At 36.4% G+C, this 24898-nt stretch carries 31 protein-coding genes and 1 riboswitch; of the genes, 13 read left to right on the forward strand and 18 right to left on the reverse strand.

Annotated elements, in window-relative coordinates; all coding sequences use genetic code 11:
• Positions 1-3: 3 nt before the first annotated feature.
• The 3 genes from DN408_RS09600 to spoIIM all read right to left on the reverse strand — a co-directional run bounded on the left by DN408_RS09600 (position 4) and on the right by spoIIM (position 1547).
• Complete coding sequence (locus DN408_RS09600; protein ID WP_002088473.1) at positions 4-234, reverse strand: YqzK family protein; 231 nt, start codon at positions 232-234, stop codon at positions 4-6.
• 103 nt (positions 235-337) lie between these two features.
• A complete protein-coding gene (gene fur / locus DN408_RS09605) occupies positions 338-793 on the reverse strand; it encodes a ferric iron uptake transcriptional regulator (RefSeq protein WP_000392654.1) in 456 nt (151 codons plus the stop codon).
• Between the two features lie 106 nt (positions 794-899).
• Entirely contained in the window at positions 900-1547 is a 648-nt protein-coding gene (spoIIM, locus tag DN408_RS09610) for a stage II sporulation protein M (protein ID WP_002014939.1), read from the reverse strand.
• Between the two features lie 126 nt (positions 1548-1673).
• On the opposite strand from spoIIM, the gene DN408_RS09615 reads away from it, so the two are divergent.
• Positions 1674-2225: a GNAT family N-acetyltransferase gene (locus DN408_RS09615; RefSeq protein ID WP_002033881.1), complete on the forward strand. Its 552-nt coding sequence runs from the start codon at positions 1674-1676 to the stop codon at positions 2223-2225.
• A gap of 23 nt (positions 2226-2248) precedes the next feature.
• Here the strand turns inward: DN408_RS09615 and DN408_RS09620 are convergent, their stop codons facing one another.
• Complete coding sequence (locus DN408_RS09620; protein ID WP_002014941.1) at positions 2249-2788, reverse strand: NUDIX domain-containing protein; 540 nt, start codon at positions 2786-2788, stop codon at positions 2249-2251.
• 74 nt (positions 2789-2862) lie between these two features.
• Here DN408_RS09620 and mciZ point away from each other — a divergent pair, with 74 nt between their 5' ends.
• Both mciZ and DN408_RS09630 read left to right on the forward strand, forming a co-directional pair.
• Positions 2863-2997 carry a Z-ring formation inhibitor MciZ gene (mciZ, locus tag DN408_RS09625; protein WP_000870297.1) on the forward strand — a complete coding sequence of 45 codons (135 nt, stop codon included), beginning with the start codon at positions 2863-2865 and terminating at the stop codon, positions 2995-2997.
• A gap of 131 nt (positions 2998-3128) precedes the next feature.
• Complete coding sequence (locus tag DN408_RS09630) at positions 3129-4043, forward strand: aldo/keto reductase (RefSeq protein WP_002088476.1); 915 nt, start codon at positions 3129-3131, stop codon at positions 4041-4043.
• A 57-nt stretch (positions 4044-4100) separates the two neighbouring features.
• On the opposite strand, the gene DN408_RS09635 is transcribed toward DN408_RS09630, so the two are convergent.
• The 3 genes from DN408_RS09635 to DN408_RS09645 form a co-directional block, all read right to left on the reverse strand.
• On the reverse strand, positions 4101-4928 hold the full coding sequence (locus DN408_RS09635; protein WP_078177772.1) for an aldo/keto reductase: 828 nt from the start codon (positions 4926-4928) through the stop codon (positions 4101-4103).
• A gap of 130 nt (positions 4929-5058) precedes the next feature.
• Positions 5059-5583, reverse strand: coding sequence for a GrpB family protein (locus DN408_RS09640; RefSeq protein WP_002167715.1), 525 nt, complete (start codon positions 5581-5583; stop codon positions 5059-5061).
• A 68-nt stretch (positions 5584-5651) separates the two neighbouring features.
• The gene (locus DN408_RS09645) at positions 5652-5915 is read right to left on the reverse strand and encodes a YqkE family protein (protein WP_002014945.1); all 264 of its coding nucleotides are present in this window, start codon (positions 5913-5915) and stop codon (positions 5652-5654) included.
• A gap of 212 nt (positions 5916-6127) precedes the next feature.
• On the opposite strand from DN408_RS09645, the gene DN408_RS09650 reads away from it, so the two are divergent.
• Positions 6128-7717 carry a bifunctional metallophosphatase/5'-nucleotidase gene (locus DN408_RS09650; RefSeq protein WP_002128971.1) on the forward strand — a complete coding sequence of 530 codons (1590 nt, stop codon included), beginning with the start codon at positions 6128-6130 and terminating at the stop codon, positions 7715-7717.
• 169 nt (positions 7718-7886) lie between these two features.
• The gene (locus tag DN408_RS09655) at positions 7887-8198 is read left to right on the forward strand and encodes a ferritin-like domain-containing protein (RefSeq protein ID WP_002014947.1); all 312 of its coding nucleotides are present in this window, start codon (positions 7887-7889) and stop codon (positions 8196-8198) included.
• Positions 8199-8247: 49 nt separating this feature from the next.
• Here DN408_RS09655 and DN408_RS09660 read toward each other — a convergent pair whose 3' ends face one another.
• Entirely contained in the window at positions 8248-8724 is a 477-nt protein-coding gene (locus DN408_RS09660) for a ribbon-helix-helix domain-containing protein (protein WP_002014948.1), read from the reverse strand.
• 131 nt (positions 8725-8855) lie between these two features.
• Between DN408_RS09660 and DN408_RS09665 the strand changes: the two genes are divergently transcribed.
• Complete coding sequence (locus tag DN408_RS09665) at positions 8856-9854, forward strand: alpha/beta fold hydrolase (RefSeq protein ID WP_002128974.1); 999 nt, start codon at positions 8856-8858, stop codon at positions 9852-9854.
• A gap of 119 nt (positions 9855-9973) precedes the next feature.
• Positions 9974-11293: a Na+/H+ antiporter family protein gene (locus DN408_RS09670; RefSeq protein ID WP_147740075.1), complete on the forward strand. Its 1320-nt coding sequence runs from the start codon at positions 9974-9976 to the stop codon at positions 11291-11293.
• A gap of 25 nt (positions 11294-11318) precedes the next feature.
• Here DN408_RS09670 and DN408_RS09675 read toward each other — a convergent pair whose 3' ends face one another.
• Positions 11319-12245: a LacI family DNA-binding transcriptional regulator gene (locus DN408_RS09675; RefSeq protein ID WP_002014951.1), complete on the reverse strand. Its 927-nt coding sequence runs from the start codon at positions 12243-12245 to the stop codon at positions 11319-11321.
• A gap of 114 nt (positions 12246-12359) precedes the next feature.
• Positions 12360-12836, reverse strand: a complete 477-nt coding sequence (locus DN408_RS09680; protein WP_078177770.1) for a GNAT family N-acetyltransferase — start codon at positions 12834-12836, stop codon at positions 12360-12362.
• A gap of 82 nt (positions 12837-12918) precedes the next feature.
• Here DN408_RS09680 and DN408_RS09685 point away from each other — a divergent pair, with 82 nt between their 5' ends.
• Positions 12919-13842 carry an alpha/beta hydrolase gene (locus tag DN408_RS09685; RefSeq protein WP_078177769.1) on the forward strand — a complete coding sequence of 308 codons (924 nt, stop codon included), beginning with the start codon at positions 12919-12921 and terminating at the stop codon, positions 13840-13842.
• Between the two features lie 10 nt (positions 13843-13852).
• Here the strand turns inward: DN408_RS09685 and DN408_RS09690 are convergent, their stop codons facing one another.
• On the reverse strand, positions 13853-14098 hold the full coding sequence (locus tag DN408_RS09690) for a DUF2552 family protein (RefSeq protein WP_002014992.1): 246 nt from the start codon (positions 14096-14098) through the stop codon (positions 13853-13855).
• A 139-nt stretch (positions 14099-14237) separates the two neighbouring features.
• Here DN408_RS09690 and DN408_RS09695 point away from each other — a divergent pair, with 139 nt between their 5' ends.
• The 5 genes from DN408_RS09695 (at position 14238) to ribH (ending at position 18512) form a co-directional block, all read left to right on the forward strand.
• Positions 14238-14444 carry a CDGSH iron-sulfur domain-containing protein gene (locus tag DN408_RS09695; protein ID WP_001151582.1) on the forward strand — a complete coding sequence of 69 codons (207 nt, stop codon included), beginning with the start codon at positions 14238-14240 and terminating at the stop codon, positions 14442-14444.
• 190 nt (positions 14445-14634) lie between these two features.
• A riboswitch (FMN riboswitch) is annotated at positions 14635-14778 on the forward strand.
• Between the two features lie 309 nt (positions 14779-15087).
• Positions 15088-16200: a bifunctional diaminohydroxyphosphoribosylaminopyrimidine deaminase/5-amino-6-(5-phosphoribosylamino)uracil reductase RibD gene (gene ribD, locus DN408_RS09700; protein WP_002167712.1), complete on the forward strand. Its 1113-nt coding sequence runs from the start codon at positions 15088-15090 to the stop codon at positions 16198-16200.
• Positions 16182-16826 (forward strand): riboflavin synthase, encoded by a 645-nt coding sequence (gene ribE, locus DN408_RS09705; RefSeq protein WP_078177768.1) that lies wholly within the window; start codon positions 16182-16184, stop codon positions 16824-16826. Before ribD ends, ribE begins: the two co-directional genes overlap by 19 nt.
• A 12-nt stretch (positions 16827-16838) precedes the next feature.
• Positions 16839-18032 carry a bifunctional 3,4-dihydroxy-2-butanone 4-phosphate synthase/GTP cyclohydrolase II gene (gene ribBA / locus DN408_RS09710; protein WP_002167711.1) on the forward strand — a complete coding sequence of 398 codons (1194 nt, stop codon included), beginning with the start codon at positions 16839-16841 and terminating at the stop codon, positions 18030-18032.
• A gap of 18 nt (positions 18033-18050) precedes the next feature.
• Entirely contained in the window at positions 18051-18512 is a 462-nt protein-coding gene (gene ribH / locus DN408_RS09715) for a 6,7-dimethyl-8-ribityllumazine synthase (protein ID WP_000230892.1), read from the forward strand.
• A 23-nt stretch (positions 18513-18535) separates the two neighbouring features.
• Here ribH and DN408_RS09720 read toward each other — a convergent pair whose 3' ends face one another.
• The 7 genes from DN408_RS09720 to bioA all read right to left on the reverse strand — a co-directional run bounded on the left by DN408_RS09720 (position 18536) and on the right by bioA (position 24864).
• On the reverse strand, positions 18536-18856 hold the full coding sequence (locus DN408_RS09720) for a hypothetical protein (protein WP_002088493.1): 321 nt from the start codon (positions 18854-18856) through the stop codon (positions 18536-18538).
• Between the two features lie 181 nt (positions 18857-19037).
• Positions 19038-20036, reverse strand: a complete 999-nt coding sequence (gene bioB / locus DN408_RS09725; RefSeq protein WP_078177767.1) for a biotin synthase — start codon at positions 20034-20036, stop codon at positions 19038-19040.
• 1 nt (position 20037) lies between these two features.
• Complete coding sequence (gene bioC / locus DN408_RS09730) at positions 20038-20847, reverse strand: malonyl-ACP O-methyltransferase BioC (RefSeq protein ID WP_002128987.1); 810 nt, start codon at positions 20845-20847, stop codon at positions 20038-20040.
• Complete coding sequence (locus DN408_RS09735; RefSeq protein ID WP_002128989.1) at positions 20813-21553, reverse strand: alpha/beta fold hydrolase; 741 nt, start codon at positions 21551-21553, stop codon at positions 20813-20815. The genes bioC and DN408_RS09735 overlap by 35 nt, the downstream gene beginning before the upstream one ends.
• Positions 21550-22737, reverse strand: a complete 1188-nt coding sequence (bioF, locus tag DN408_RS09740; protein WP_147740076.1) for an 8-amino-7-oxononanoate synthase — start codon at positions 22735-22737, stop codon at positions 21550-21552. The genes DN408_RS09735 and bioF overlap by 4 nt, the downstream gene beginning before the upstream one ends.
• Complete coding sequence (gene bioD / locus DN408_RS09745; RefSeq protein WP_078177765.1) at positions 22703-23431, reverse strand: dethiobiotin synthase; 729 nt, start codon at positions 23429-23431, stop codon at positions 22703-22705. Before bioD ends, bioF begins: the two co-directional genes overlap by 35 nt.
• The gene (gene bioA, locus DN408_RS09750) at positions 23431-24864 is read right to left on the reverse strand and encodes an adenosylmethionine--8-amino-7-oxononanoate transaminase (RefSeq protein ID WP_078177764.1); all 1434 of its coding nucleotides are present in this window, start codon (positions 24862-24864) and stop codon (positions 23431-23433) included. The genes bioD and bioA overlap by 1 nt, the downstream gene beginning before the upstream one ends.
• Between the last annotated feature and the right edge of the window lie 34 nt (positions 24865-24898).

Here is a 24898-nt window from a genome sequence, read left to right on the forward strand (position 1 = left end):
ACACTACTCCCCATTTTCATAGAAAAACATCATTCTATTTACGAAAGCATCCTTTTCCGGCTCCTCATTCCCTGATACTTTTTCTACAGTCTCTTCTTTTGGCTTTTCATAACGATGGTAACTTTCATATTCTTCATTTATCCATAGTATAGCGAAATAAAACAAAATCGTACAACTTGTAAATAATAAAAATACTTTCATCCCATCAAAAGTTAATTTTAAAGCTCGGCGCATTGTAAATTCCTCCAAAATATAAGTTATTACAACATATGCCAAGCTTTCACCAATTTATACCTTATTCAAATAAAAAACCTCTTCCTAGTTAAATAGGAAAAGGTTATTTTTCATCCGTTTCATTTTCTTGACAATTTTTACAAATCCCATGGAATGTTAAACGATGATCTTTCACCTTAAAGCTCCAGTCTCGTTCCACTTTATTCTCCACTTCACCAAGTAAATCTTCTTGTATTTCTTGTACAGCACCGCATTGTGTACAGATTAAATGATGATGGAAACGCTGTGCACCTTCTTGGCGTAAGTCATAACGCGAAACACCGTCTCCAAAGTTAATTTTATCGACAACTTTCAACTCAGACAATAACTCTAAAGTTCGATAAACGGTTGCTAATCCGATCTCTGGCGACTTTTCTTTTACAAGGAGGTATACATCTTCTGCGCTTAAATGATCTTCTTCATTTTCTAGCAGCACACGAACTGTTGCTTCACGTTGTGGTGTCAATTTATAGCTCGCTGCATGTAATTGCTTCTTAATTCGTTCAATTCTTTCTTCCATTCGGTACTACTCCCTCCTCGCCACTCTTACACCATTATATCAGAAGAAGGGCTCCTGTCAAAAGAAAAACAATAAAAACAAATTGATAATTATTCTCAAAAAATATTTATTGTTTGTTAATAGCCTCCACAACTTCTTTCATTAAAACTGGTGATGCATACACTTCGACACTGGAAGCAATAGCTAATACCGCTCCAATCACGAGAAAAAAGCATGTATAGCGAATTAATAACGGTAATAGTGGCTCAGTTATTTTCCGAATAAATTGATGCCTAATCATGCGTAAGGAAAAGCTTGCAGCAATTGTTGTCATTACGAGAAATACAGGAATTATAATTAAATTTTGTGGCAATACAGATACAAATGCTAATAATAGTCCATTCCATCCGTGCTGACTTACTAAAAAACCTACTGTAAATCCAACAACTACCCCTTTTAAAAATAGTAAGATAAAAATTAGCGGCAACCCAATAATTGAAATCCCCAAAATCCAAATAAAACCGATATATTTTAATTGCGAAAAGTAACTTTCTCGAAACATTTCGCCTGCGACAGCAAATTCTCCTTTAGAAACTTGTCCAAAAAAACGCTGTAAATAAAATGATAAATCTTGCTTTTGGTTTATTTGTAAACTATTCACAAGAATCGCTCCAAATATTACTCCCATCAGTAATAAAACCGCATTAAATATATATAGTGAAGAATTTTCCTGTATGTGAGACATTACACGGTCTTGCCACGTTTTTCGCCACATTTTCCTTCCCTCCGTTCACACTCTTACTAAAAATGTATGAAAGAAAGAAAAAAAGTATGACGAATTAGCATTGAAATTCCGCTCTACTTTGCTAAACTAAAAAGTAGAGAATAGGAGGGATTTCTCTTGAAACCATTATTATTAGATTTTCCAACATTATTTCAAACTGAGCGCTTGCAAGTACGTAAGCCGTTTCCAGGTGATGGCACAGAAGTATATGAAGCAATCCAAGCTTCGCTAGAAGACTTATTACCATGGATGCCAATTACAGCTGAAACAGAAGAACGTGCTGAAGAAATTGTTCGCGAAGCTCACGGACAGTTTTTACTTCGTGAAACACTTGATTTCCACTTATACGATAAAGTATCTGGTACATTCATCGGAGCTATTACGCTCAAGCCTGAAAACTGGGATATTCCAAAGTTTTCACTTCACTTTTGGCTACATAGCGCTTATACAAAGCATGGCTATATGACAGAAGCCATTAAAGGTGCGATTCAATTTGCATTTGATAAACTAGGTGCTAGAAGAATTGAAATTCGTACTGATGCAACAAATATAAACGCATGTAACTTAGCAGAACGTCTAGAATTTATTTTAGAAGGTACAATGGAAAATGATTTCCTAGCACCCGATGGCAGCTTACGCGATGCACGTGTATATGCAAAAATCAACTAAAAACACTCGCCTTAGGCGAGTGTTTATTTTTGTAATTGTAAATATTGTACTGCAAACATCGTCTTAGCATCATGTATGCGAAGGTCTTTCATAAGATCAATCGCTTCTTCTAATGACACTTCCATTAATTCCACAAATTCATCTTCATCTAAAGCTGCTTTATTTTCTTTTTGTTTTAATCCTGTCGCTTTATATACATATAAAATCTCATCTGCAAAACCAGGTGATGTATAGAAAGATGTAATAAGCTCCATATTTTCACATACATATCCTGTTTCTTCTTCTAATTCACGAACTGCTGTTACCTCTGGCTTTTCCCCAGGTTCTAACTTCCCAGCAGGAATTTCCACAATTGCCTTTTCGAGAGCTTTACGATACTGCTCAACGAGTACAATTTTCCCCTCATCAGTAATAGCAATAATAGCAACTGCCCCAGGGTGATTTACGATTTCACGTTTACTCATTTCTCCATTTGGTAATACTACATCATCAACACGAACTTTTATAACTCTACCATCAAAAATCGGTTCAGTTTTTACTGTTCTTTCTGCAAGATTACTCATACTACTTCATCTCCCTGTTCTATTTCCTAATCGTTCTTCATACATTTTACCACATTGAAAGGAGCGTGATAGAAATGAAAGTTTACATTTTACCAAATCGCGTCACTTTAGTCGGCAAAGCATGGCAAATTCGTCATAAGCTAAAACAATATGGAAAAGAGTATACAACTGTACAAGAGTGGATTACAGCAAATAAAGTGAAACTTTAATCAGAGGGGGGCATCCCCTCTGATTATTAGTTGAACCAATCGGGCTTTTACGGGCAGTTAATGCGGGGCAAAAAGTAAACGTTTGTCAACCTCCTTCCCCTTTCGTACAATAAAGGTAAGGAGGTTGACCTATGAAAAAACGTCAATTAGGAAACTCAGATTTATATGTTACGGAAATTGGATTTGGCTGTATGTCTCTCGGTGCATCTGAGGCTGAAGCTATGCGTATTATCGATGAGGCAATCGATTTAGGAATTAATTTTTTTGATACAGCGGACTTATACGATTATGGATTAAATGAAGAATTTGTTGGAAAAGCTCTGAAAGGAAAACGTGACCAAATTGTTCTTACAACAAAGGTTGGAAATCGATGGACAGAAGAAAAAAACGGTTGGTCTTGGGATCCTTCTAAAGCTTATATAAAGGCCGAAGTAAAAGAGAGTTTACGTAGACTTCAAACAGATTATATTGATTTATATCAACTGCATGGCGGGACGATTGAAGATCCTATAGATGAAACAGTTGAAGCCTTTGAAGAATTAAAAAAAGAAGGGATTATTCGTCATTATGGTATCTCTTCTATACGTCCAAATGTCATTCGTGAGTATGCAAAACGATCAAATATCGTTAGCATATTAATGGAATACAGCCTTTTAAATCGTCGCCCTGAAGAATGGTTCCCGCTTCTTAATGAACAGCAAATTAGCGTTATTGCTCGCGGACCACTTGCAAAAGGGATTTTAACTAACAATAATGCAAGAAAGATAGAAAGAGTAAAAGAAAAAGATTACCTCTCTTATTCTTACGATGAGTTATATTCGACACTCGCGAGTGTAAAAGAAATAATCGGAGAAAGCTCTTTAACAGGAACGGCTATTCAATATTGCTTACATAACGAAACTGTTGCAGCTGTTATACCTGGTGCAAGTTCTATTCAACAATTGCAAGAAAATATACAAGCTAGCCAACAGTTATCTTTAACAAAAGAAGAATATGTACAACTTCAAAAGATTGTTAAGTATGATTCATATGCTTTGCATCGCTAAAATATTGATACCGATAAAAGCAAAAGACTGCCCCCAACACTAGGCGGCAGTCTTTTTTTATAACGTATCATATTTATCAGGATTCGTTCCTACATGTAAATTACGATTTAACGTATTAATTTGATCCATCTCTTCTTCAGTTAATGAGAAATCAAAAATAGTAAAGTTCTCTTTAATACGAGATGGCGTAACAGATTTAGGAATAGTCACAATCCCACTTTGAATATCCCACCTTAATATAACTTGTGCAGGTGACTTTTCATATTTTTTAGAAATAGCCTGAATAATTGGATGCTGGAATACTTCGCCGCCTCTCATTAAAGGACTCCACGCTTCCATTTGAATATGCTCACCTTGACAAAAATCACGCAATTCAAATTGCGCTAACATCGGATGAAGTTCCACTTGGTTGACCATCGGCTTCACTTTACAATTTGGTAATAACAGTTCTAAATGATGTTTATGAAAATTAGAAACACCAATCGCGCGCACTTTACCTTCTTCATACAATTTTTCTAGCGCTCGGTACGTATCGACATACTTCCCTCTTATTGGCCAATGTATTAAATATAAATCTACATAGTCCATTTGTAATTTCTTTAAGCTTTTTTCAAACGCCTCAAGTGTTTCCTCGTATCCTTGATCGTCGTTCCAAACTTTTGTTGTAATAAATATGTCTTCTCTCGGAATCCCTGATTCACGAACCGCTTCTCCGACACCGCTTTCATTTTCATATACAGTTGCTGTATCAATCGAACGGTATCCAAATTCTAATGCTGTTTTTACTGCTTGTTTAACCTCGTTGCCTTCTTTCGCTTTATAAACGCCTAGACCAATCATCGGCATTTTCACACCATTATGAAGTGTAGTTGTTGGAATATGCACACTCGTTCTCCCTTTCATTGTTACATTTTTATAAACCACCACTTTATTTCAACAAGATTCATCCAAAAAGTCAAAACATACGTACAGTTTACATAATACTTTTATACACATTTAAAAAAATAACGTGAACTCAGTCATTCACGTTATTTCCTTTCCATTCTTTCGCTTTTTCATCAACATTACGTACAAACTCATTTTTTCCTTCCGTATACATCGTGCCATCATATGTATATTTTTCCGCTAGTTCTTTCTTTAAATTTGCATATGCCTCTGCTTCTTCGCAATGAGCCATCATGTAATCACGAAACGATAAATGCCTTACTATCTCAGGATTCCCTTTTTCAAATACGTGCAAATGATACGAGCGTTTTTCCTCAGTCCCATGAATAAAATAACGACGTCTTGAAATACCATTTTCCCCTTTTACGATGTAACCAAGCTCTTTAAAACGTTCATTCCAATGATCTACTCTGTCGATACTCTCTACTTCCATAATCATATCTATAATAGGTTTAGCTGCCAGTCCTGGCACTGACGTACTTCCAATATGATGGACTTTCACCATTTCTGGCATCGCCGATTTTAATCTTTCGGCTTCCATTTGGAATTTCTCACTCCAATGATTTTCATACGGAACGACTACAATTTCCCTCATTCTAACTCCCCTTTTCTTACAAACTCGTCAAAAAAATGATCAGCGGCATTTCACTGATCATCTTTTTATTATTTAAAGTCTTTCCAAGTAAGGCTACTTTCACTTAACAGTTCTTCAAATGATTTATTCTTTTCACGTTCTTTTTGTTCCTTACGCTTTCTTTCTTGTTCTGCTGCCTCTTTTTTCTCTTCTCTCACTTGCAACTCTTTTTTCTTATTCTTTAATTGTTGCATTAACGAATCGTTCAATTGATCACCTAGTGTAAGTGATTCTTTCTCTGGTTGATTCATTTGAGAGTGTCTTTGTGTTTGTCTTTGCTTCTTTTTCTTCATACTACTCACCTTTTACTTTTTTCTCCATTATAGAGGATACACGGCGAAATCGACAATAAAAAAGGTTCATTACTCTCACATTCTCTATTATTCATTTTTTGTAAATATGTTAATTTTTCGAAAAAACTAAATTTAACTATAGATATAATCCTATTAATCTATTAAAATTATGTCGTATGATGTCAGATTATAAAAAAAAGGAGAAATTAATTATGTGGAAAAAAATTATTCCTGCTGTTGCTGTTTTAAGTACTATTACTTTTTCAAGCGTATTCGCCGCTCCTCCATCTCAGACTCCTGCCGAACAAAACCGATACATAGACGTACAAATGCTTGGTATTAATGATTTACATGGTCAACTAGATACTGTAAAAAAAGTTAACAATAAAGAAGCTGGTGGCGCTGATTATTTAGCTACTTATTTAAAAGAACGCAAAAAACAAAACCCTAATACACTTCTCGTACATGCCGGTGATATTGTCGGAGCCAGCCCACCAGTTTCCGCATTATTACAAGACGAACCAACAATTGAATTTTTAAATGACTTAAAGTTTGATGTTGGTACAATCGGAAACCATGAATTTGATGAAGGTATCGATGAAATGAAACGCCTCATTTACGGTGGATATCACGAAAAAACAGGGAATTTCAAAGGAGCAAACTTCCCTTATGTCGCTGCAAACTTCTATAATAAATCAACTGGCCGCTTATTTTTACCACCATTCACTGTAAAAATGGTTGACGGAGTTCCTGTAGGGTTCATTGGAGTTGTTACAACGGATACACCGAATGTCGTTATGCCTACTATGCTTAAAAATGTAGAAATCACTGATGAAGTAGAGGCTATTAATAAATCCACACAACAATTAAAGCGTCTCGGCGTTAAATCTATCGTAGTCCTTGCACATGTCGGCGGAACAACTGATGAGTCTGGTGTAACAAATGGAGACCTCACTCGAATTGCAAATGAAACAGATCCCGAAGTTGATGTTATTTTCGGCGGACATAGTCATACGTACGTAAATGGTACTGTAAATAATAAACTTATCGTGCAAGCGAACTCTTACGGGATGGCTTTCTCTGATGTAGATGTAACGATTGATAGAAAAACAAAAGATATTATGAAGAAAAAAGCTGAAGTTATTACAACGTACCATGAAGGTGTAGAGCCTGATAAACAAGTAAAACAAAAGTTAGATCAATATAAAGAAAAAATCGCACCTCTTGTAAATGAAGTAGTCGGAAAATCTACAGCACCTATCGACCGTAAACAAAACGATGCTGGTGAATCTACACTTGGAAATTTAGTTGCGGATGCCCAGCGCCAAACTATGCAAACACAAATCGCTCTTATGAATCCTGGTGGAATTCGTAATGATCTAGACGCTGGAGATATTACATGGGGCGAATTATACGGCATTCAGCCTTTCGGAAACCAATTAATTAAAGTAGATCTAACAGGTCAAGATATTCGTGATATATTAAATCAACAATGGCAAAAAGGAGCAACGAGAATGCTTCAAATTTCAGGTATTCAATACACTTGGGATGCAAACAAACCAAATAACGAAAAGGTTACGAATATCCGTTTAACAAATGGTGAAGAATTAGTTCCCTCTAAAACGTATAGCGTAGTTGCAAATGCTTTCCTAGCTTCTGGCGGTGATGGATTCGTATCCTTTAAAAATGGAAAAAATGCTGAAACTGGTCCAAACGATTTTGAAGCATTAGTCGATTATGTAAAACAAGTGAAAGAACCAATTCAGCCGATTATTGATGGACGTATTCAAAAAAACAATTAAATACTATTCAAACTAGTGCGTGACACTCGAAAGAAGAAGCTCCTTTTATATGCAAGGAGCTTCTTCTTTTAGAGTCATACGTATTGTCATTTTTCTAGTGCAGTAAAGGATACGCACATAGCCCCTTGTTTCTTCGTAGTATATAGAAAACTATAATGGGGAAATTTGTATGTATTTCTATCAAACAATGACGATACATTGTATCGACAAACACATTCGTAGTATTGAGAAAGCAATTAATGGAGAATATAGCGCCATTCATTTTTATGCTAGATTAGCTACTTTAGCTCCAGACATAAATGAACGAACTCAAATCCTTGAAATTCGGCAAGATGAGCAACGAACAGTTGATTTTTACTTAGAAATTGCTGACGAAACGACAAATCAACAAGTGAAAGAAACATTTCGGCGCGCAGCAGCTGATGAACAAAATCATGCCGTTTGGTTCCTATATTACTTTTCGAAACAAAACAAAAAATGAAATAAAAGAAAGGATACACGCTCTTATATGGAACATAGTATCCTTTCTTTTATTTCTCTGGATACGTTTCATGATTAACATCATACCGTTGCAAAAATTCCTGTAGTGCTTCTTCTACAATTTTAGACTTTTGAATCCCTTTTGATTCCGATATAACATCTAGTCTTGCTAATACTTCTATATTAATCGAAAAGGTTCGTTTCTTTTTCTCTGTGCTCTTACTTATAATTTGAACACTTACTTCTTCTCTTTTTCTTAGCAATTCATAAATGCTTTGTAATTGTTCATAAATTAGTAATTGATAGTCTGTTTTTGCATATTGAAGGGCAGTAGCTTCTTGGATTTGCAAATGACGTGGCTCTTCGCCATCACCTATAAAGATACGTTTTTTCTGCTCTCCATCATATTCATATCCAATCACCCTTAATTTCTTTGATAATGTATATGGGCTCATTTCAAGCCGTTTCGCTATAATAGCGATTGATTCGCGTCTATTTAAAGAATCAATAATTTCTCCAATCGTCACATTCTCCCTCCTCTCTTAATCGCCTAAACTTGAAATCAAACCAGTATGTTATGATACAATGATTTTCTAGTAGTATATGCAAAAGAAAGAGCCTGTGCGATTCATACCATTTAAGAAAAGGAGGTTTACATATGCTTTTTCGTAGCCATACCCCTCAGTTTTACAACGAAAAAAAGCAACTAATCCCTAACAGTATCGCTACGATAGAAAGCGTTATGATTAATGACCGGAAACAATCTCTCCTTATACGCGGTCAAAACGTGGAACAGCCTATTTTATTATGCTGTCACGGCGGCCCTGGTATGGCACAAATCGGCTTTATTCGCCATTTTCAAAAAGAGTTAGAAAAGCACTTTATCGTTATTAATTGGGATCAGCGAGGGGCAGGTAAATCCTTTTTATGGCGGGACATCCAAACAAATCTTACGATTGATCAATTTTTTTCAGATGCAAAAAAGGTTATTCAATATCTTCTCAAACGCTTTAATAAGCAAAAACTATTTCTCGCAGGTCATTCTTGGGGAAGTATTATCGGACTACAAATCGCTAATCAATGTCCCGAATATATAGAAGCATACATCGGCATCGGTCAAATCGTACATATGAAGCAAAATGAAGAATTACTATATCAACATTTAATTAGCTCTGCCAAAAAACATGACCATAAAAAGGCATTAGCTTCTCTTTTAAAATTAGGGAAACCACCCTTTTTAGATACGAGACGCCTCATTATTCAAAGAAAGTGGCTTGGTACATTCGGAGGAGCAATCCAAAATGGATCTTCCTTTTCTTTCATACGAAAAGGCTTCTTTTCTCCTGAATATACGCTATTAGATTGGTTCAAATTTCTCGCAGGAAATTTAAAATCCGGAGTTTTATGGGAAGAGATGCTGACAATCGATTTCTTTTCATCTATTTCAAGTTTATCTATTCCTGTTTATTTTTGTTCTGGTCGCTATGATTATCAAACTCCTTATGCACTCGTTCAACAATATTGCGATATCATTCAAGCTCCTATTAAAAAGATGATTTGGTTTCCAAACTCGGCACATTCTCCAGATTTAGAAGAGCCTGAGTTATTCGCTAAATCTTTACAATCAATTAAACAAGAACTATCTTTTCAACATTAATAACAAAAGGCGCTTTTACATTTCATAGAAAACATTTTATAATGATATGTCGCAAGCATATGTCACTACAAACACTTGCTTGCCTTAACAGAATAAAAATTAGGGAGATTACATTTATTATGAACGCTGTACTCATCGCAGTAGCAGTCATGCTACTGCTTAGTTTGTTACGTGTCCAAGTCATTGTCGCCATTATCGTTGGAGCTTTAACAGGCGGACTTATCGGCGGACTCGGTATTTCAGAAACAATTAGTACTTTTACAGCCGGTCTTGGGAACAGTGCTCCTATCGCATTAAGCTACGCAATGCTCGGTGGATTTGCTATTTCCCTTTCAAAAACAGGACTTCCTGATGCAATGATCCAATCAGCTTTAAAATGGATCGGCAACGAACAAGACAGGAAAAAACAAGTCTATTCTAAAATACTTATATTATTTATCATTTTAACAATGGCTTGTTTCTCACAAAATATTATCCCTGTTCATATCGCCTTCATCCCAATCTTAATTCCAGCACTTTTAAAAGTATTAAATGAGCTGAGGGTGGATCGTAGGCTTGTAACATGTCTTATTACATTTGGGTTAATTACCCCTTACATGTGGGTTCCAGCAGGGTTCGGAAAAATTTATCATGACGTATTGCAAACAAATGCTGCGCAAAGCGGTCTTACATTTGATGTCGCACTTATTCCAAAAGCGATGACTATTCCAGCAATCGGTATGATTATCGGATTATGTGTAGCGGTTTTCATTACATACCGAAAACCACGTACATATGAAACAGAACAAATTCATTCTGCACAGAATGAAATCGTTCCCTATACGAAAAGAAGCATTACTTTGGGTTTATTATCAATACTCGCTACATTAACTGTGCAATTAGCAACAGAATCAATGATTTTTGGTGCTTTAGCAGGTATTATCGTCTTATCAGTTAGCGGTAGCCTCCCTCTTAAAGAAGCCGATGCTATTTTAACGAGTGGAATGCGTATGATGTCCTTTATCGGATTTGTTATGATTTCTGCCGCTGGATTTGGCGCTGTTCTTCGAAAAACTGGACATGTTGAATCTCTTGTGCAAACGAGTGCACATATAATCGGAAATAATAAACCGCTTGCTGCATTTCTTATGCTCATTATTGGACTTCTCGTTACGATGGGAATTGGCTCTTCCTTTTCAACCATCCCAATCTTAACAACAATTTTCGTACCATTATGCGTCCAGCTCGGATTTAGTCCCATGGCTACAATCGCAATTATCGGTACAGCTGGTGCACTTGGTGATGCAGGTTCTCCAGCATCTGATAGTACACTTGGACCAACGTCCGGTTTAAATGCTGATGGTCAGCACCATCATATATGGGATACATGTGTCCCAACATTTCTACACTATAATATACCGTTACTTATATTCGGCTTTATTGCCGCAATTACACTATAAAAGGTGCGTTTTAAAAACGCACCTTTTACTTTGTTGTTTCTCTCTCAATGCACCTAAATTCTGTTTCCACTTCTTCTTGTCGCACTTGTTTCTTCTTTATTTTTCCTATTAACTGTTGAAAAGCTATTTCCCCATTTTCTTCGATATAACTTCCAATCGTCGTTAATGATGGACTTATCCATTCACCCTCTACACTCCCGTTAAATCCAATGATTTGTAACTTACCTGGTATATGAATATTAAGAGTTTTCGCCGCCCTGATTAGCTCAATAGCGACCTTATCACTTGAAGCTACAACCCCATCTATGTATGGATGCTTTTGTAACAATTCAAGAAACTGTTGATTCGTATACCCTTGTACAATTTCCTCTCGATAAGAAAGTCCTTCTTTCCAAGCAGTATCTAGAAATCCTGCCACATGCTCTTCCATTTCTTCACTCTCTACTCCCTCACCGATATAAGCAAGAAACTGGCAGCCTTTCTCTTTTAATAAAGAAACAGCTTTCTGTCCACTTTCATAATAGCTCATAAGAGATTGTCGTTCTTCAAGCACAGCGAAAGGAAGTGAGATTTCTCCTATACTTCGAAAAACAGATTTCGTCATTATAACGCCTGCAATGTTATTTTGCTCCAACATATCTATGTATCTATTCTTATTTTCTATATTACAAACTATTACTTGATACCCTTCTTTGTATGCTATTTCCTCAACGAAACGGAGCAAAGTGATGTATGATGGATTATGCAAATTATCTACAAGTAATGCAATCACCGTTGAAGGTTGTTTAAATAAAGGCTTTGCTGTAGCATTCGGTCTATAATGTAATTCTTCAATTGCTTTTTTTACTTGTTTCACCGTATCTTCATGGACATATCCTTTTTCGTTAATGACTCTTGAAACGGTTGCAACTGAAACACCGGCCAATTTTGCAACATCACGTATAGTTGCCACATCGTCACCCCTTAATATGGTAATAGATTACAATTTTAAATTAAACCAAAATATAACATTCGTCAAGGTTATTGTTTTATATTTCTGAAAATTATTACACAATTTCCACTCTACTCAGAAAATATACTCCAGCTGAATTTCATGTGAAATCGCGATATTATCATAACCAATAAACGGAATTTCTTTCTTTATTTTTCGTGCTTCCTTTACCGCATCAATATACAAGTTCGTCATCATGAAGTTACGTTTTTGATAAAAACGAAGTGCGTTCATATTATCATTCGTCGTAATAAGCCACACTTTTTTACATTCGTTCTCTTTTGCCACTCGCAATACACAATCCACCAGTTTTGTACCAATCCCCTTCCCTTCCTCAAAACTATTTAACGATACAATTTCACACATGTTTTCTATCACTTTACATGTTATAATTCCCACTATTCTGTTATTTCTAAGTGCAATAAAACCAGGTAATTCTTCTAATTGATGTACTCTGCCTCGCGAGACCATCATTGGGCTTCCCCAGTTTTCACACATAAAATCCTGAATTGCTTCTTTCATTTCTGGTGTGATTTTTTGTATATGAACCATACACAATTTCTCCCCTTTTCACATCATTGTGATACAATGTTAGTGTATCACATGTAGAGGTATTTGGAGGATGAGGTAAAGTATGAAACGTTTTTTTACAGCATTGTTTACTATACTAGGTGCACTAACTGCGATTGGGATTTTCTTTACAAATAAAGTTATGTACTTGAAGAAAAAAACAGAGGAAGAAGTTTTAGAACGCGAAACGAAAAAGCATTTTCATTTGGACGATTTTAAGGCTATTCAAAAAGAAGAGGTTCACATCCCTTCTCAATTCGGATACGAACTTCACGGATATTACATGCCAGCTGGTCATTCCAATAAATTTATGATTTTTTGCCACGGTGTGACTGTAAATAAAATGAATTCCGTTAAATATGCAAACTTATTTTTAAATAGAGGATATAACGTATTTATTTATGATCATCGCCGTCATGGTAAAACCGGTGGTAAAACAACAAGTTATGGCTATTATGAAAAACATGATTTAAAGTCAGTAGTTGACTGGCTAAAAGATCGTTTCGGAACGAATATTACACTCGGAATTCATGGTGAGTCTATGGGTGCTGCAACTCTTCTTCAATATGCAGGACTTGTAGAAGATGGTGCTGATTTTTATATTGCTGATTGTCCTTTCTCTGATTTTTATGGACAGTTACAACATCGTTTGAAAGTTGAGTTTCATTTGCCAAAATGGCCTTTATTACCTTTAGCAAATGCCTTTTTAAAAGTTCGTGATGGCTATACAATTCGTGAAGTTTCACCAATTGATTGTATAAAAAATATTAACAATCCGGTTCTCTTTATTCATAGTAAAGATGATGACTATATTTTATCTGATATGACGAAATCACTTTATGAAGCGAAAGAAAATAATAAACAGCTTTATATTGCAGAACATGGTGCACACGCTTGCTCTTATAATGAAAATAAAGAAGAGTACGAAGATGCCATCGATCAATTTTTAAACACATATGCAAAAGAAACAAAAAACAGGCTTGCATAAGCCTGTTTTTTTACTGCGCTAAAACGTCTGTAACTTGTTCCATATTTTCAGAAATCCACTTTACTGCCTCGTCTAGCGTTGGGAATTCCGTCGTTTGAAAAGTTACCTCATCTTGAAGTAACCAAACATCTTTCGGTTCTTGTCCTACACCTGCGATTGACCAATGAAGTAAACTATATGGATGATTATCATTCAAAAATGATGCCCATGTGCGCTCATTTGCAATATTTTGTAGTGTGTGTAATTTTTTATCCATCTTTCGTCACCTTACTCTAGTCAGTTATAAAAACTATTATAACACTCTCTTCTCTCTCAAACAAAGTGCTCTTTTTATATTGTCAAGTACTCTCCCTAATTATATGATGAGAGTAAGCGTTTGGAAAGGAGGGATAACGTTGGCAAAAGTACAAATTAAAGTGAATGATAATGGCTCTTTTCGCGTTACAGGGGACGTGGAATTAGTTGACTCACAAGGGAATGTATTCCCAGCAAAACCAGCATTTTCTTTATGTCGTTGTGGTTTATCAAAAAACATGCCTTATTGCGATGCTTCGCATAAAGGCAAATTCGAGTCTGTTGTTAGAGCACCAGAGGCAGAATAAATATTTAAAGAGCATGCACATTTATTTGTGTATGTTTTTTCTTTTGATCAAAGCCTATACAGCCCTTCCCCTTTCAACATTTCTATTACTTTCGTCCCCATTCAAATCGGCATATATTTTCAAACAATTCTTCACATTCGAACATTTTTTACTATGCTTTTTTCTTTTTTGTGCTATAATGTGAGCAAACAACATCCTTCGGGGTCGGGTGAAATTCCCAACCGGCGGTGATGAAGCGATAGCTTCTAAGTCCGTGACCCGTTTTCAACGCGAAAACGGTGGATCTAGTGAAACTCTAGGGCCGACAGTATAGTCTGGATGGGAGAAGGATATGTTTTCTAGTAATTTTATATAGCGAATACACTTTTATTTCAGTATGCATATTTTTAAATTTTCATTTTGAATCTTTATATATGTTTTATTTTGTATAGTTATGTTTCTATACTGAAATAAAAAGATACGACTAGCGTTGAAAGAATTTGATATTTTGCTAGGTTTTTTCCTTATGCCAAAATATCAGTCATCGTTAGGTTTCTTTCCTATACTTTCGTATTCGAACTATATTTCTAGAAATCACGTCTCCCAAACCCCAAGGATATAAAATCCTTGGGGTTTTTTGATTTTTTCAGGAGAGGTGAAAAGAATGACAGATCAAGAATATATGAGGATTGCCTTGCAGTTAGCACAAGGAACATCGGGACAAACAAGCCCAAATCCTATGGTTGGTGCCGTTGTTGTTAAAGATGGGAAAATCGTTGGAATGGGTGCCCACATGCGTGCTGGTGAAGAACATGCTGAAGTTCATGCTCTTCACATGGCTGGTGAAAGAGCAAAAGACGCTACCGTTTATGTAACACTTGAACCGTGTAGCCATTTTGGAAAAACACCCCCTTGCTGTGAATTACTCATTGAAAAAGGAGTTCAGCGTGTTGTAATTGCTACTCTTGATTGCAATCCACTCGTTTCCGGCAATGGAAAAAGAATATTGGAAGAAGCTGGAATCAAGGTAACTACTGGTGTTCTTGGGGCGGAAGCCACTTTATTAAATCGATACTTTTTTCACTATATGAAAACGAAACGTCCCTTTGTAACAATAAAAACAGCAATGAGCTTAGATGGAAAAACAGCAACTGTAACCGGTGAAAGTAAGTGGATTACAGGCGAAGAAGCACGCGCTGACGTTCACCAATATCGTCATATACATGATGCTATCCTAGTCGGTGTGAATACAGTTCTAACTGACAATCCACACTTAACAACACGAATTCCAAACGGAGGTAAACATCCTATACGCGTTATTTTAGATACCCACTTACGAACGCCGCCATCTTCTCATGTCATAACAGATGGCTTAACTCCGACATGGATTATTGTCGGTAAGGATGTAAGCAAAGAGAAAATAGCGTCTTATGAATCTAACAATATAGCTGTATTCCAAATGAAAACACAGCAAATTGAAATACAAGATGTCCTATCCCTACTCGGTGAGAAACAAATTCTTTCTCTGTTCGTTGAAGGTGGTCAAACGGTGCATGCAAACTTCTTAAAAACAAATAGTTTTAATGAAATCGTGACCTATATAAGCCCGAAATTAATTGGTGGAAAAGATGCCCCCACCTTATTTGGCGGAGCTGGTTTTTCGAAGTTACAAGATGCACTTTCCTTAACAATTCAAGAGATGAAACAAATCGGTAATGATATAAAAATTGTTGCAACCTTAAAAAGCGAGGTGACGGAATGTTTACAGGAATCGTAGAAGAGTTAGGAACGATATCAAGCATGACTCAAAGTGGTGAAGCAATGAAGCTAACTATTAGCGCAAAGCAAATTTTATCGGATGTCAAATTGGGTGATAGTATCGCAGTTAACGGCATTTGCTTAACAGTAACTACTTTTACGACTACTTCATTCACTGTCGACGCAATGCCTGAAACAATGAAAGCAACATCACTTCGTATGCTAAAGCCAAGTGCCAAAGTGAATTTAGAACGGGCGATGGCTGCAAACGGACGATTCGGTGGACATTTCGTCACCGGACATATCGATGGCATCGGTACGATTTTAACTAAAAAACAACATTACAATGCCATCTATTACAAAATAGCAATTTCTGATGAATTACTACGCTATTGTTTGCATAAAGGATCCGTTGCTGTTGATGGCACTAGCTTAACAATATTTGATATAGACGAATCTTCAATTACAATTTCACTCATCCCCCACACAGTAAGCGAGTCTATAATCGGAGAAAAACAAGCCGGGGACATCGTAAACATTGAGTGTGACATGATTGGAAAATATATTGAACGCTTTATCTCAAAGCCCGCAAAAAGAACTGGTTCAATGACCGAAAGCTTTTTACAAGAAAACGGATTTCTATAAGGAGGAAGCACAATGTTTCATCGTATTGAAGAAGCTCTAGAAGATTTAAAACAAGGAAAAGTTGTTATCGTATGTGATGATGAAAACCGAGAAAATGAAGGCGATTTTATTGCTTTAGCAGAGTACATTACACCAGAAACGATTAATTTTATGATTACACACGGTCGTGGTCTCGTTTGTGTACCCATTACGGAGGAGTACGCAGAACGTCTACAGTTAGAACCAATGGTATCTCATAATACAGATTCACATCACACTGCGTTTACAGTGAGCATTGATCATGTTTCTACAACAACAGGGATTAGCGCTCATGAACGTGCAACTACGATACAAGAATTGTTAAACCCTGCATCAAAAGGCGCTGATTTCAATCGCCCTGGACATATCTTTCCATTAATTGCGAAAGAAGGCGGTGTACTGCGCCGTGCTGGTCATACAGAAGCCGCTGTCGATTTAGCCAAACTTTGCGGAGCAGAACCAGCTGGAGTCATTTGCGAAATTATAAATGAGGACGGTACGATGGCACGTGTACCTGATTTACTAGAGTGCGCAAAACAATTTGATATAAAAATGATTACAATAGAAGATTTAATTGCTTATCGCCGCCATCACGAAACACTTGTGACGAGAGAAGTGGAAATTACATTACCTACAGATTTCGGTACTTTCCATGCAATTGGCTATTCTAACTCATTGGATATGAAAGAACATATCGCGCTCGTAAAAGGTGATATTTCAACAGGCGAACCTGTACTTGTACGCGTTCATTCAGAATGCTTAACAGGAGATGTATTTGGTTCGTGCCGTTGTGATTGCGGACCACAGCTACATGCTGCACTTGCTCAAATTGAGCGTGAAGGAAAAGGTGTTCTTCTCTATATGAGACAAGAAGGACGAGGAATTGGCCTTCTGAATAAGCTTCGCGCTTATAAGTTACAAGAAGAAGGGTTAGATACTGTAGAAGCAAATGAAAAACTTGGGTTCCCAGCTGATCTTCGTGATTACGGTATTGGCGCTCAAATTTTAAAAGATTTAGGCTTACAAAGTTTACGATTATTAACGAATAATCCACGAAAAATTGCTGGCTTACAAGGTTACGATTTAGAAGTAACCGAGCGTGTACCGTTGCAAATGCCAACAAAAGAAGAAAATAAAACGTATTTACAAACGAAAGCAAGCAAATTAGGACATTTACTAAACTTATAATTAAGGGAGAGATACATTATGGTATTCGAAGGTCATTTAGTTGGTACAGGATTAAAAGTTGGGGTTGTTGTTGGACGTTTTAATGAGTTTATTACAAGTAAGTTACTTGGTGGAGCTTTAGATGGATTAAAGCGTCACGGTGTAGAAGAGAATGATATTGATGTTGCATGGGTTCCTGGTGCATTTGAAATTCCTTTAATCGCTAAAAAGATGGCCAATAGCGGAAAATATGATGCTGTTATTACATTAGGTACAGTAATTCGCGGTGCTACAACACATTACGATTACGTTTGTAATGAAGTAGCAAAAGGTGTTGCGTCTTTATCACTACAAACGGACATTCCAGTTATTTTCGGTGTATTAACGACAGAAACAATTGAACAAGCGATTGAACGTGCAGGTACAAAAGCTGGTAATAAAGGATATGAATCGGCAGTTGCTGCGATCGAAATGGCTCATTTATCAAAACAATGGGCTTAAAAAAGAGGCTACGGCCTCTTTTTTTATTTTCTCACCTTTTTTCGTACATCTTCTATTAATTCATCCATCGTTTTTCCTTCTGTTTTTATACGAAGAGCTTGTGCTGTTCTCCACACATTTTCTCTCTTTTCCGCTTCTTCTATAATAGAAATTTCCTTCCTCACTTCTTTTAAATCTTTTCCTTCTGTTTCAAGCCCAAAATGTTCAGCTTTCGTTCGAAAATGCTGTTCAATTCTTTGTTGCATTTCTTTTTGTTCAGGATTTTCAGCCGCCTTAACTGGATCAGCACTTATCGCTTTTATTAAAATCAGACAGGTCATAATAGTTAATATGTATTTGTACATGTAAAATCCTCCAACCCGATATAAATTACATTTTTACTATGTACAATTAGGGCTTGGAAAATTCGTCCACAAAATTATTTTTCTCGTCCAAAAGTGACTACTATCAAGCGTTAATGGACTTTTATTACATTTTATTTACAAAAAAAAGCAAACCCTTTAAAGAGTTTGCTTTTCATCTATCTTATAGCGCACATTCTTCAATCTCAAACCCTAAATCTTCAATCATACCCCAGTCCGCAGTCGGCTCTTGTCCAGCTGTTGTTAAATAGTCCCCGACAAAGATAGAGTTTGCTGCAAATAAACCAAGTGGCTGTACAGAACGTAAATTAAGTTCTCGACCACCTGAAATACGAATTTCTTTTGTTGGATTTACAAAACGCATCATCGCCAGCACTTTTAAACATTCTACAGGTGTTAATTCTTTTTGTCCTTCAAGCGGAGTACCCTTTACAGCAACAAGGAAATTACATGGAATAGAATCCGCATCTAAACGTTGTAATTCAAATGCAATTTCAGCGCGCTGTTCAATCGTTTCTCCCATTCCGAAAATTGCTCCAGAGCATGGAGAAATACCGGCTTGCTTCGCTTTTTGGACTGTATCAACACGATCGTCATACGTATGCGTTGAACAAATGCTATCATAATTGTTGGCATGCGTATTTAAATTGTGATTATAACGATGCACACCAGCTTCTGCTAACTGACCTGCTTGATCTTCATTTAAAAATCCTAAACAACAGCAAATTTTTAAATCTGTCGTTTCACGAATTTCCTTAACTGCTCCAATAACGTGATTTACTTCTTTATTCGTCGGACGACGACCAGATGCAACAATACAATATGTACCTGCTTTACGACGAATTGCTTCGTGCGCTCCTTCAACAATTTTCTCTTGTGTTAACCATGCATACTTATCAATCGGTGCTTCTGAAATAATAGACTGTGAACAATACCCGCAATCTTCAGGACATAATCCAGATTTCGTATTTATAATCATGTTCAACTTTACTTTCTTACCAAAATGATGATGGCGAATGATGTAAGCTGCATTCATAATTTCTAAAACCTCTGTATCATCAGCTTCTAATATTGCAATTGCATCTTCTTTCGTAATCATTTTCTCTTCTACTACGTCGTATGCAAGTTTTTTCCAATCCCTTTTTTTTTGTACTTGTTTCATTTCATCTCTTCCCCTCTTTTGTTATATACGTAAATAAAGCATGATATGTTGCCATTATCCCTTCTTTTCCCGTGAAGTCTCTTTCGTATATACGAAGCATCGTACGAAAGAGTGAAGGGCTTTGACAGTAAGACTCTTCATTACTATTGGTTGCCCCTACTTTTCGAATAGAATGTAGAAACTCCCTAACTTCTGTAAAGCTTTCTATGTAACACGTTTCAGAAACATGTACATTTCCTAATGGATTTTTGCATATATTCACTAACTGTTCTTTCGAAACGAATCGTTGTCCTATTGAAGTACAATTGTGTATCCCCTTTTCTTTCTTAGCACGCTGAAAAGACGTATGCAATTCTTGAAAAGTCGTATTACCAAACGTGGAAAATAATAATATTCCTTCTTCAGACAAATAGTTAAATAAATTTTTCACTGTCTCTTTTAAATCATTAAGCCATTGAAATGTAGCATTTGAAATGATGACATCATATGGATTTTCTAATTTTAATTGTTCAATATCTTCACATCGAAACATCACATTTTCCAAACTTTTTCTAGTTTTCGCGACTGCAATCATCTCATCAGCAAAATCCACAGCTGTAATATGAGCTTTCGGAAATAAATTTGATAATTGCTCTGTTACATATCCTGTCCCGCATCCAAGTTCTAAAATACGTATCGATGATGTTTCACTATATCGTTCCTTCAATGTAGAAAGTAACGAATGCGCCATCTTTTTTTGTACATTTGCATATTGATCGTAGGATATAGCCGCCCCGTTAAACCGTTTTTGCAGTAACGTTTTGTTGATCATGTCGTATCCCCTCTACAAATTGAATAATTTCATTTGCGCAATATTCAAAATTCGTTACACATAATGCATGCCCAGCACCACTTACTACTTTTAGATTGGCATTCGTATTATTCGCCATACTATGGGCTGCAGACAATGGACATATTACATCCTGCTCTCCATGAAGGAGTAACAGCGGGGCTTTCATATCTATTACTTCATTTCTCATATCTGTTTCTATTAAATAATCTAAGCCTAATTGTAAAGACTGAATCGAGTCTCCTTTAAACTTCTGCGCAATCTCTTCAAAACTCGTATTCTCCCTCAGCTCACTTTTTGTAAACATATTTTCATAGAAACGCTTCAAAGTATCTTCTTTTTTTCTCGTTAAATTCTTTTTCATACGTTCTATATGCAAGGAATTCCATCCACTTGTATAGTCACTTGTATTGGTAAATTTAGCGGTACCACCAATTAGTACCATACCTTGGGCCTTAATCTTTTTATACGCTTGTACTGCCGCTAACGCTCCTAGTGACCATCCAACTAAAATTACATTTTCATCCTGCGCTACATCTATTATTCGCCCCGCAAATTCACTTTGTTCTTTCACGTTACGCCAATCTATACATTGAACAGAATATCCTTTAAAATACGGCAGAACCAAAGTCCAAACATCTTCTTCCATTCCCCATCCTGGAATAAAAATAAGCTTTAGCTCTTTCATACTAAAAACCCCTCTTCTTTACCAATGCGTATAATATGCTGAATAGCCCATTTTAAATCGGCTATTGTATGTTGTGACGTAACTGCAAAACGGACTCGAGAACTACCAACCGGAACAGTCGGCGGACGAATTGCAATGGCTGCGATACCTACCTCTTGTAACCTTTCACTAAACCGTAAAGTATTTTCATTTGACCCAACTACAATCGGTACAATATGAGTTGAGCTATTCCCAATATCAAAACCAGCTTCTTGTAAATGCGTCCTGAAATATGCACCATTCTCTATAAGTCGCTCTCTTCTTTCGTTATCTTCTTTCACAATTTCAATTGCTTTTCGGATCGCCCCTAATGTTCCTGGTGGTAAAGCTGTAGTAAAAATCAAGCTTCTCATCATATTTTGTAAATACTCTAGATAAATGGAATCACCCGTTAAATACGCACCATAACACCCTAAAGCCTTACTAAACGTCCCCATATGTATATCAATTTTTTGAGCAATATCTTTTTCTACATGAGATAATCCGGCTCCACTGATTCCATATATTCCACTTGCATGTGCTTCATCAACTATAATGATTGCCCCGTATTTCTCTTTCAGCTGAACTAAGCCTCTCAAATATGCAATATCTCCATCCATACTAAAAATCGTATCTGTTACGATTAATTTTCTCTTTTCTGGTGACGCTATTTGCAACATCTTTTCTAAATGATCCAAATCATTATGACGATATCTTTTATGCTCTGCTCCGCTTAATATAATTCCATCAACAATACTTGCGTGATTTAATTTATCACTAAAAACCATATCGTGACGACAGGCTAAAGCAGATATAGCACCTACATTTGCTGTATACCCACTATTTACAATTAATGCTCTTTCAGTACCTTTCCAGTTGCATATAATTTTCTCAACCTCTTCATACAATGGATAATTTCCTACAACGAGACGAGATGCTGTCGCTCCAGTTCCATATTTTCTCGTGCAGGCAATAGCAGCTTCTTTCAACCTTTCATCTCCAGCTAATCCTAAATAATTATTCGATGCTAAATTTAGCATCTTTTTCTTATTTCGAATAAGCCATGTCTCTTCCGCTTTCTCTGTTACATGTAAATTACGATACTGCCCTTGCTCCTTTAATTGTTCTACTTTAGATTGAAGATGCGTGCGCCACATTTGATTCATTTTGGATGAGCTCCTCTAATTTTGAAATCATAATATGCTCTTTTGCCGCCCCTAATAATTCTTCCTTTGTAAACTCTCCTTCAAGGAATGGTAATAACCCTAAAACCGGCACGCCACTTAACTCCTCAATCATTATTTTATTTTCTTGCACTCTTTCTTTTTCATATCCTTTACATCCAGATAAAATTACACCTGCTACTTTTAATCCATGTGCTTTTGCATAAGAAATTGTTAAAATAGTATGATTAACTGTCCCAAGCGTAGGACGCGCTACTACAATAAGAGGAAGCTGTAATTCTTTTGCAAAATCAATCACTAAAGCATCTTCTGTATATGGAACTGCAAGCCCACCAGCCCCTTCTACAAATAGGCTATTAAACTTTTTTAGTAGTTCATTATAGTGAGCAGTAATTTCTTTTAACGTTACTGTCCTTCCAGCTCTTTTCATGGCAAGTCTCGGAGCAAGTGGTTCTTCAATGGAATAAGGACAAATTTCATCTTCTTCTGTCGGTACACCCGATAATGCTTTTAACCTTGCTGCATCACCCTCAGGATTTGATGCAACATGTCCACTTTGCAACGGTTTATATACACCAACATTATGTCCACGCTCTCGAAATATACCTGCCAATGCTCCTGTCACTACCGTTTTTCCAACTTCTGTATCCGTTGCTGTTATAAAGAAACCACCCATTACTCTCCCTCCGTAACATCCGAGATTGCTTTATATAAAATGCGTAACATCTCATCAATCTCAGCCACCGTAGATGCAAGAGGAGGCATAAATACAATCGTATTACCGAGTGGTCGCAAAATCATGCCCAGCTCTCTTGAACGTTTACATACTTGAACGCCGACTCTTTCTGTCCATTCAAACGATTCTTTCATTTCCTTATTCTTCACAAGTTCAATACCAACCATTAGCCCACACTGACGAATATCTCCTACGTGCTTATATTCATTAAGAGCTTCTAATTGTGCCGCTACATATTCTGCTTTATACGCAACATCTTCTATTAAATTAGTTTTTTCATATAGTTCTAAATTTGCAATTGCTACGGCACACCCTAACGGATTCCCTGTATAACTATGACCATGGAAAAACGTTTTTTGTTCTTCATAGCCTCCTAAAAAGGCATTATAAATTTCATCTGTCGTTACCGTAATTGCCACTGGTAAATAACCACCTGTTAAACCTTTTCCGGCTGTTAAAATGTCTGGCGTTACATCCTCGTGTTCACATGCAAACATTTTCCCGGTACGCCCAAATCCAGTCGCTACCTCATCTGTAATAAATAATACATTGTATTTTGTACATAAATCGCGAAGCCCTTTTAAGTATCCTTTTGGCATTGTAATCATCCCACCAGCACCTTGCATTAATGGCTCCACAATAATAGCTGCTACTTCTTCATGTTTTTCTTGTAGCATTTCTTCCATTTCTTCTAAATGTTTCTTTACAATTTGTTCCTTATTATCTCCATAAGGAGAACGATATGTATATGGATACGGCATTTTAATTGCCTCAAATAATAGTGAACTATACACTTGGTGAAACAAGTCTATTGCTCCTACTGAAACAGCACCTATCGTATCACCGTGATATGCTTCTTTTAATGTAACAAATCTTTGTTTTTTCGGTTTCCCTTTATGCTGCCAATATTGAAAGGCCATCTTAATTGCAATTTCAACGGCGCTAGAACCAGAGTCTGAATAGAATACTTTCTTCAAACCTTCTGGTACAACTTCAATTATTTTTTCTGCTAATAAAATAGATGGAACGTTAGCAAGTCCTAGCATAGTAGAATGAGCAATTTTATTTAATTGCTCGCGAATTGCCTCATCTAGTTCTGGTACTTGATGCCCATGAACATTTAACCAAATAGATGAAACACCGTCCCAATATTCATTTCCATTTACATCGTATAGCTTTCTTCCCTCTCCACGTTCAATAATGACAGGATCTTCTTCTAAATAATCTTTCATTTGTGTAAATGGGTGCCATACGTAATCTTTATTCTTCTTCGATAATTCTTCATATGTATAAGACGATTTTTCACTCGTGTTACTATTAATAGCCACAATTGTCACCCCTAATGTTAACTCATTTATAAATATAGTTAACATTAAAAACAAATGACTGTCAATTATTTTTAAATAA

The sequence above is a fragment of the Bacillus sp. AR13-1 genome (assembly GCF_008042285.1).
Lineage (GTDB): Bacteria > Bacillota > Bacilli > Bacillales > Bacillaceae_G > Bacillus_A > Bacillus_A mycoides.

Excerpts from the sequence above, each read along its gene's own strand:
- DN408_RS09600 (WP_002088473.1), bottom strand. The coding sequence starts at position 234 with ATGCGCCGAGCTTTAAAATTAACTTTTGATGGGATGAAAGTATTTTTA.
- fur (WP_000392654.1), bottom strand. The coding sequence starts at position 793 with ATGGAAGAAAGAATTGAACGAATTAAGAAGCAATTACATGCAGCGAGC.
- spoIIM (WP_002014939.1), bottom strand. The coding sequence starts at position 1,547 with ATGTGGCGAAAAACGTGGCAAGACCGTGTAATGTCTCACATACAGGAA.
- DN408_RS09620 (WP_002014941.1), bottom strand. The coding sequence starts at position 2,788 with ATGAGTAATCTTGCAGAAAGAACAGTAAAAACTGAACCGATTTTTGAT.
- mciZ (WP_000870297.1), top strand. The coding sequence starts at position 2,863 with ATGAAAGTTTACATTTTACCAAATCGCGTCACTTTAGTCGGCAAAGCA.
- DN408_RS09630 (WP_002088476.1), top strand. The coding sequence starts at position 3,129 with ATGAAAAAACGTCAATTAGGAAACTCAGATTTATATGTTACGGAAATT.
- DN408_RS09640 (WP_002167715.1), bottom strand. The coding sequence starts at position 5,583 with ATGAGGGAAATTGTAGTCGTTCCGTATGAAAATCATTGGAGTGAGAAA.
- DN408_RS09645 (WP_002014945.1), bottom strand. The coding sequence starts at position 5,915 with ATGAAGAAAAAGAAGCAAAGACAAACACAAAGACACTCTCAAATGAAT.
- DN408_RS09650 (WP_002128971.1), top strand. The coding sequence starts at position 6,128 with ATGTGGAAAAAAATTATTCCTGCTGTTGCTGTTTTAAGTACTATTACT.
- DN408_RS09655 (WP_002014947.1), top strand. The coding sequence starts at position 7,887 with ATGTATTTCTATCAAACAATGACGATACATTGTATCGACAAACACATT.
- DN408_RS09665 (WP_002128974.1), top strand. The coding sequence starts at position 8,856 with ATGCTTTTTCGTAGCCATACCCCTCAGTTTTACAACGAAAAAAAGCAA.
- DN408_RS09670 (WP_147740075.1), top strand. The coding sequence starts at position 9,974 with ATGAACGCTGTACTCATCGCAGTAGCAGTCATGCTACTGCTTAGTTTG.
- DN408_RS09680 (WP_078177770.1), bottom strand. The coding sequence starts at position 12,836 with ATGGTTCATATACAAAAAATCACACCAGAAATGAAAGAAGCAATTCAG.
- DN408_RS09685 (WP_078177769.1), top strand. The coding sequence starts at position 12,919 with ATGAAACGTTTTTTTACAGCATTGTTTACTATACTAGGTGCACTAACT.
- DN408_RS09690 (WP_002014992.1), bottom strand. The coding sequence starts at position 14,098 with ATGGATAAAAAATTACACACACTACAAAATATTGCAAATGAGCGCACA.
- ribD (WP_002167712.1), top strand. The coding sequence starts at position 15,088 with ATGACAGATCAAGAATATATGAGGATTGCCTTGCAGTTAGCACAAGGA.
- ribE (WP_078177768.1), top strand. The coding sequence starts at position 16,182 with ATGTTTACAGGAATCGTAGAAGAGTTAGGAACGATATCAAGCATGACT.
- ribBA (WP_002167711.1), top strand. The coding sequence starts at position 16,839 with ATGTTTCATCGTATTGAAGAAGCTCTAGAAGATTTAAAACAAGGAAAA.
- ribH (WP_000230892.1), top strand. The coding sequence starts at position 18,051 with ATGGTATTCGAAGGTCATTTAGTTGGTACAGGATTAAAAGTTGGGGTT.
- DN408_RS09720 (WP_002088493.1), bottom strand. The coding sequence starts at position 18,856 with ATGTACAAATACATATTAACTATTATGACCTGTCTGATTTTAATAAAA.
- bioB (WP_078177767.1), bottom strand. The coding sequence starts at position 20,036 with ATGAAACAAGTACAAAAAAAAAGGGATTGGAAAAAACTTGCATACGAC.
- bioC (WP_002128987.1), bottom strand. The coding sequence starts at position 20,847 with ATGATCAACAAAACGTTACTGCAAAAACGGTTTAACGGGGCGGCTATA.
- DN408_RS09735 (WP_002128989.1), bottom strand. The coding sequence starts at position 21,553 with ATGAAAGAGCTAAAGCTTATTTTTATTCCAGGATGGGGAATGGAAGAA.
- bioF (WP_147740076.1), bottom strand. The coding sequence starts at position 22,737 with ATGAATCAAATGTGGCGCACGCATCTTCAATCTAAAGTAGAACAATTA.
- bioD (WP_078177765.1), bottom strand. The coding sequence starts at position 23,431 with ATGGGTGGTTTCTTTATAACAGCAACGGATACAGAAGTTGGAAAAACG.
- bioA (WP_078177764.1), bottom strand. The coding sequence starts at position 24,864 with ATGTTAACTATATTTATAAATGAGTTAACATTAGGGGTGACAATTGTG.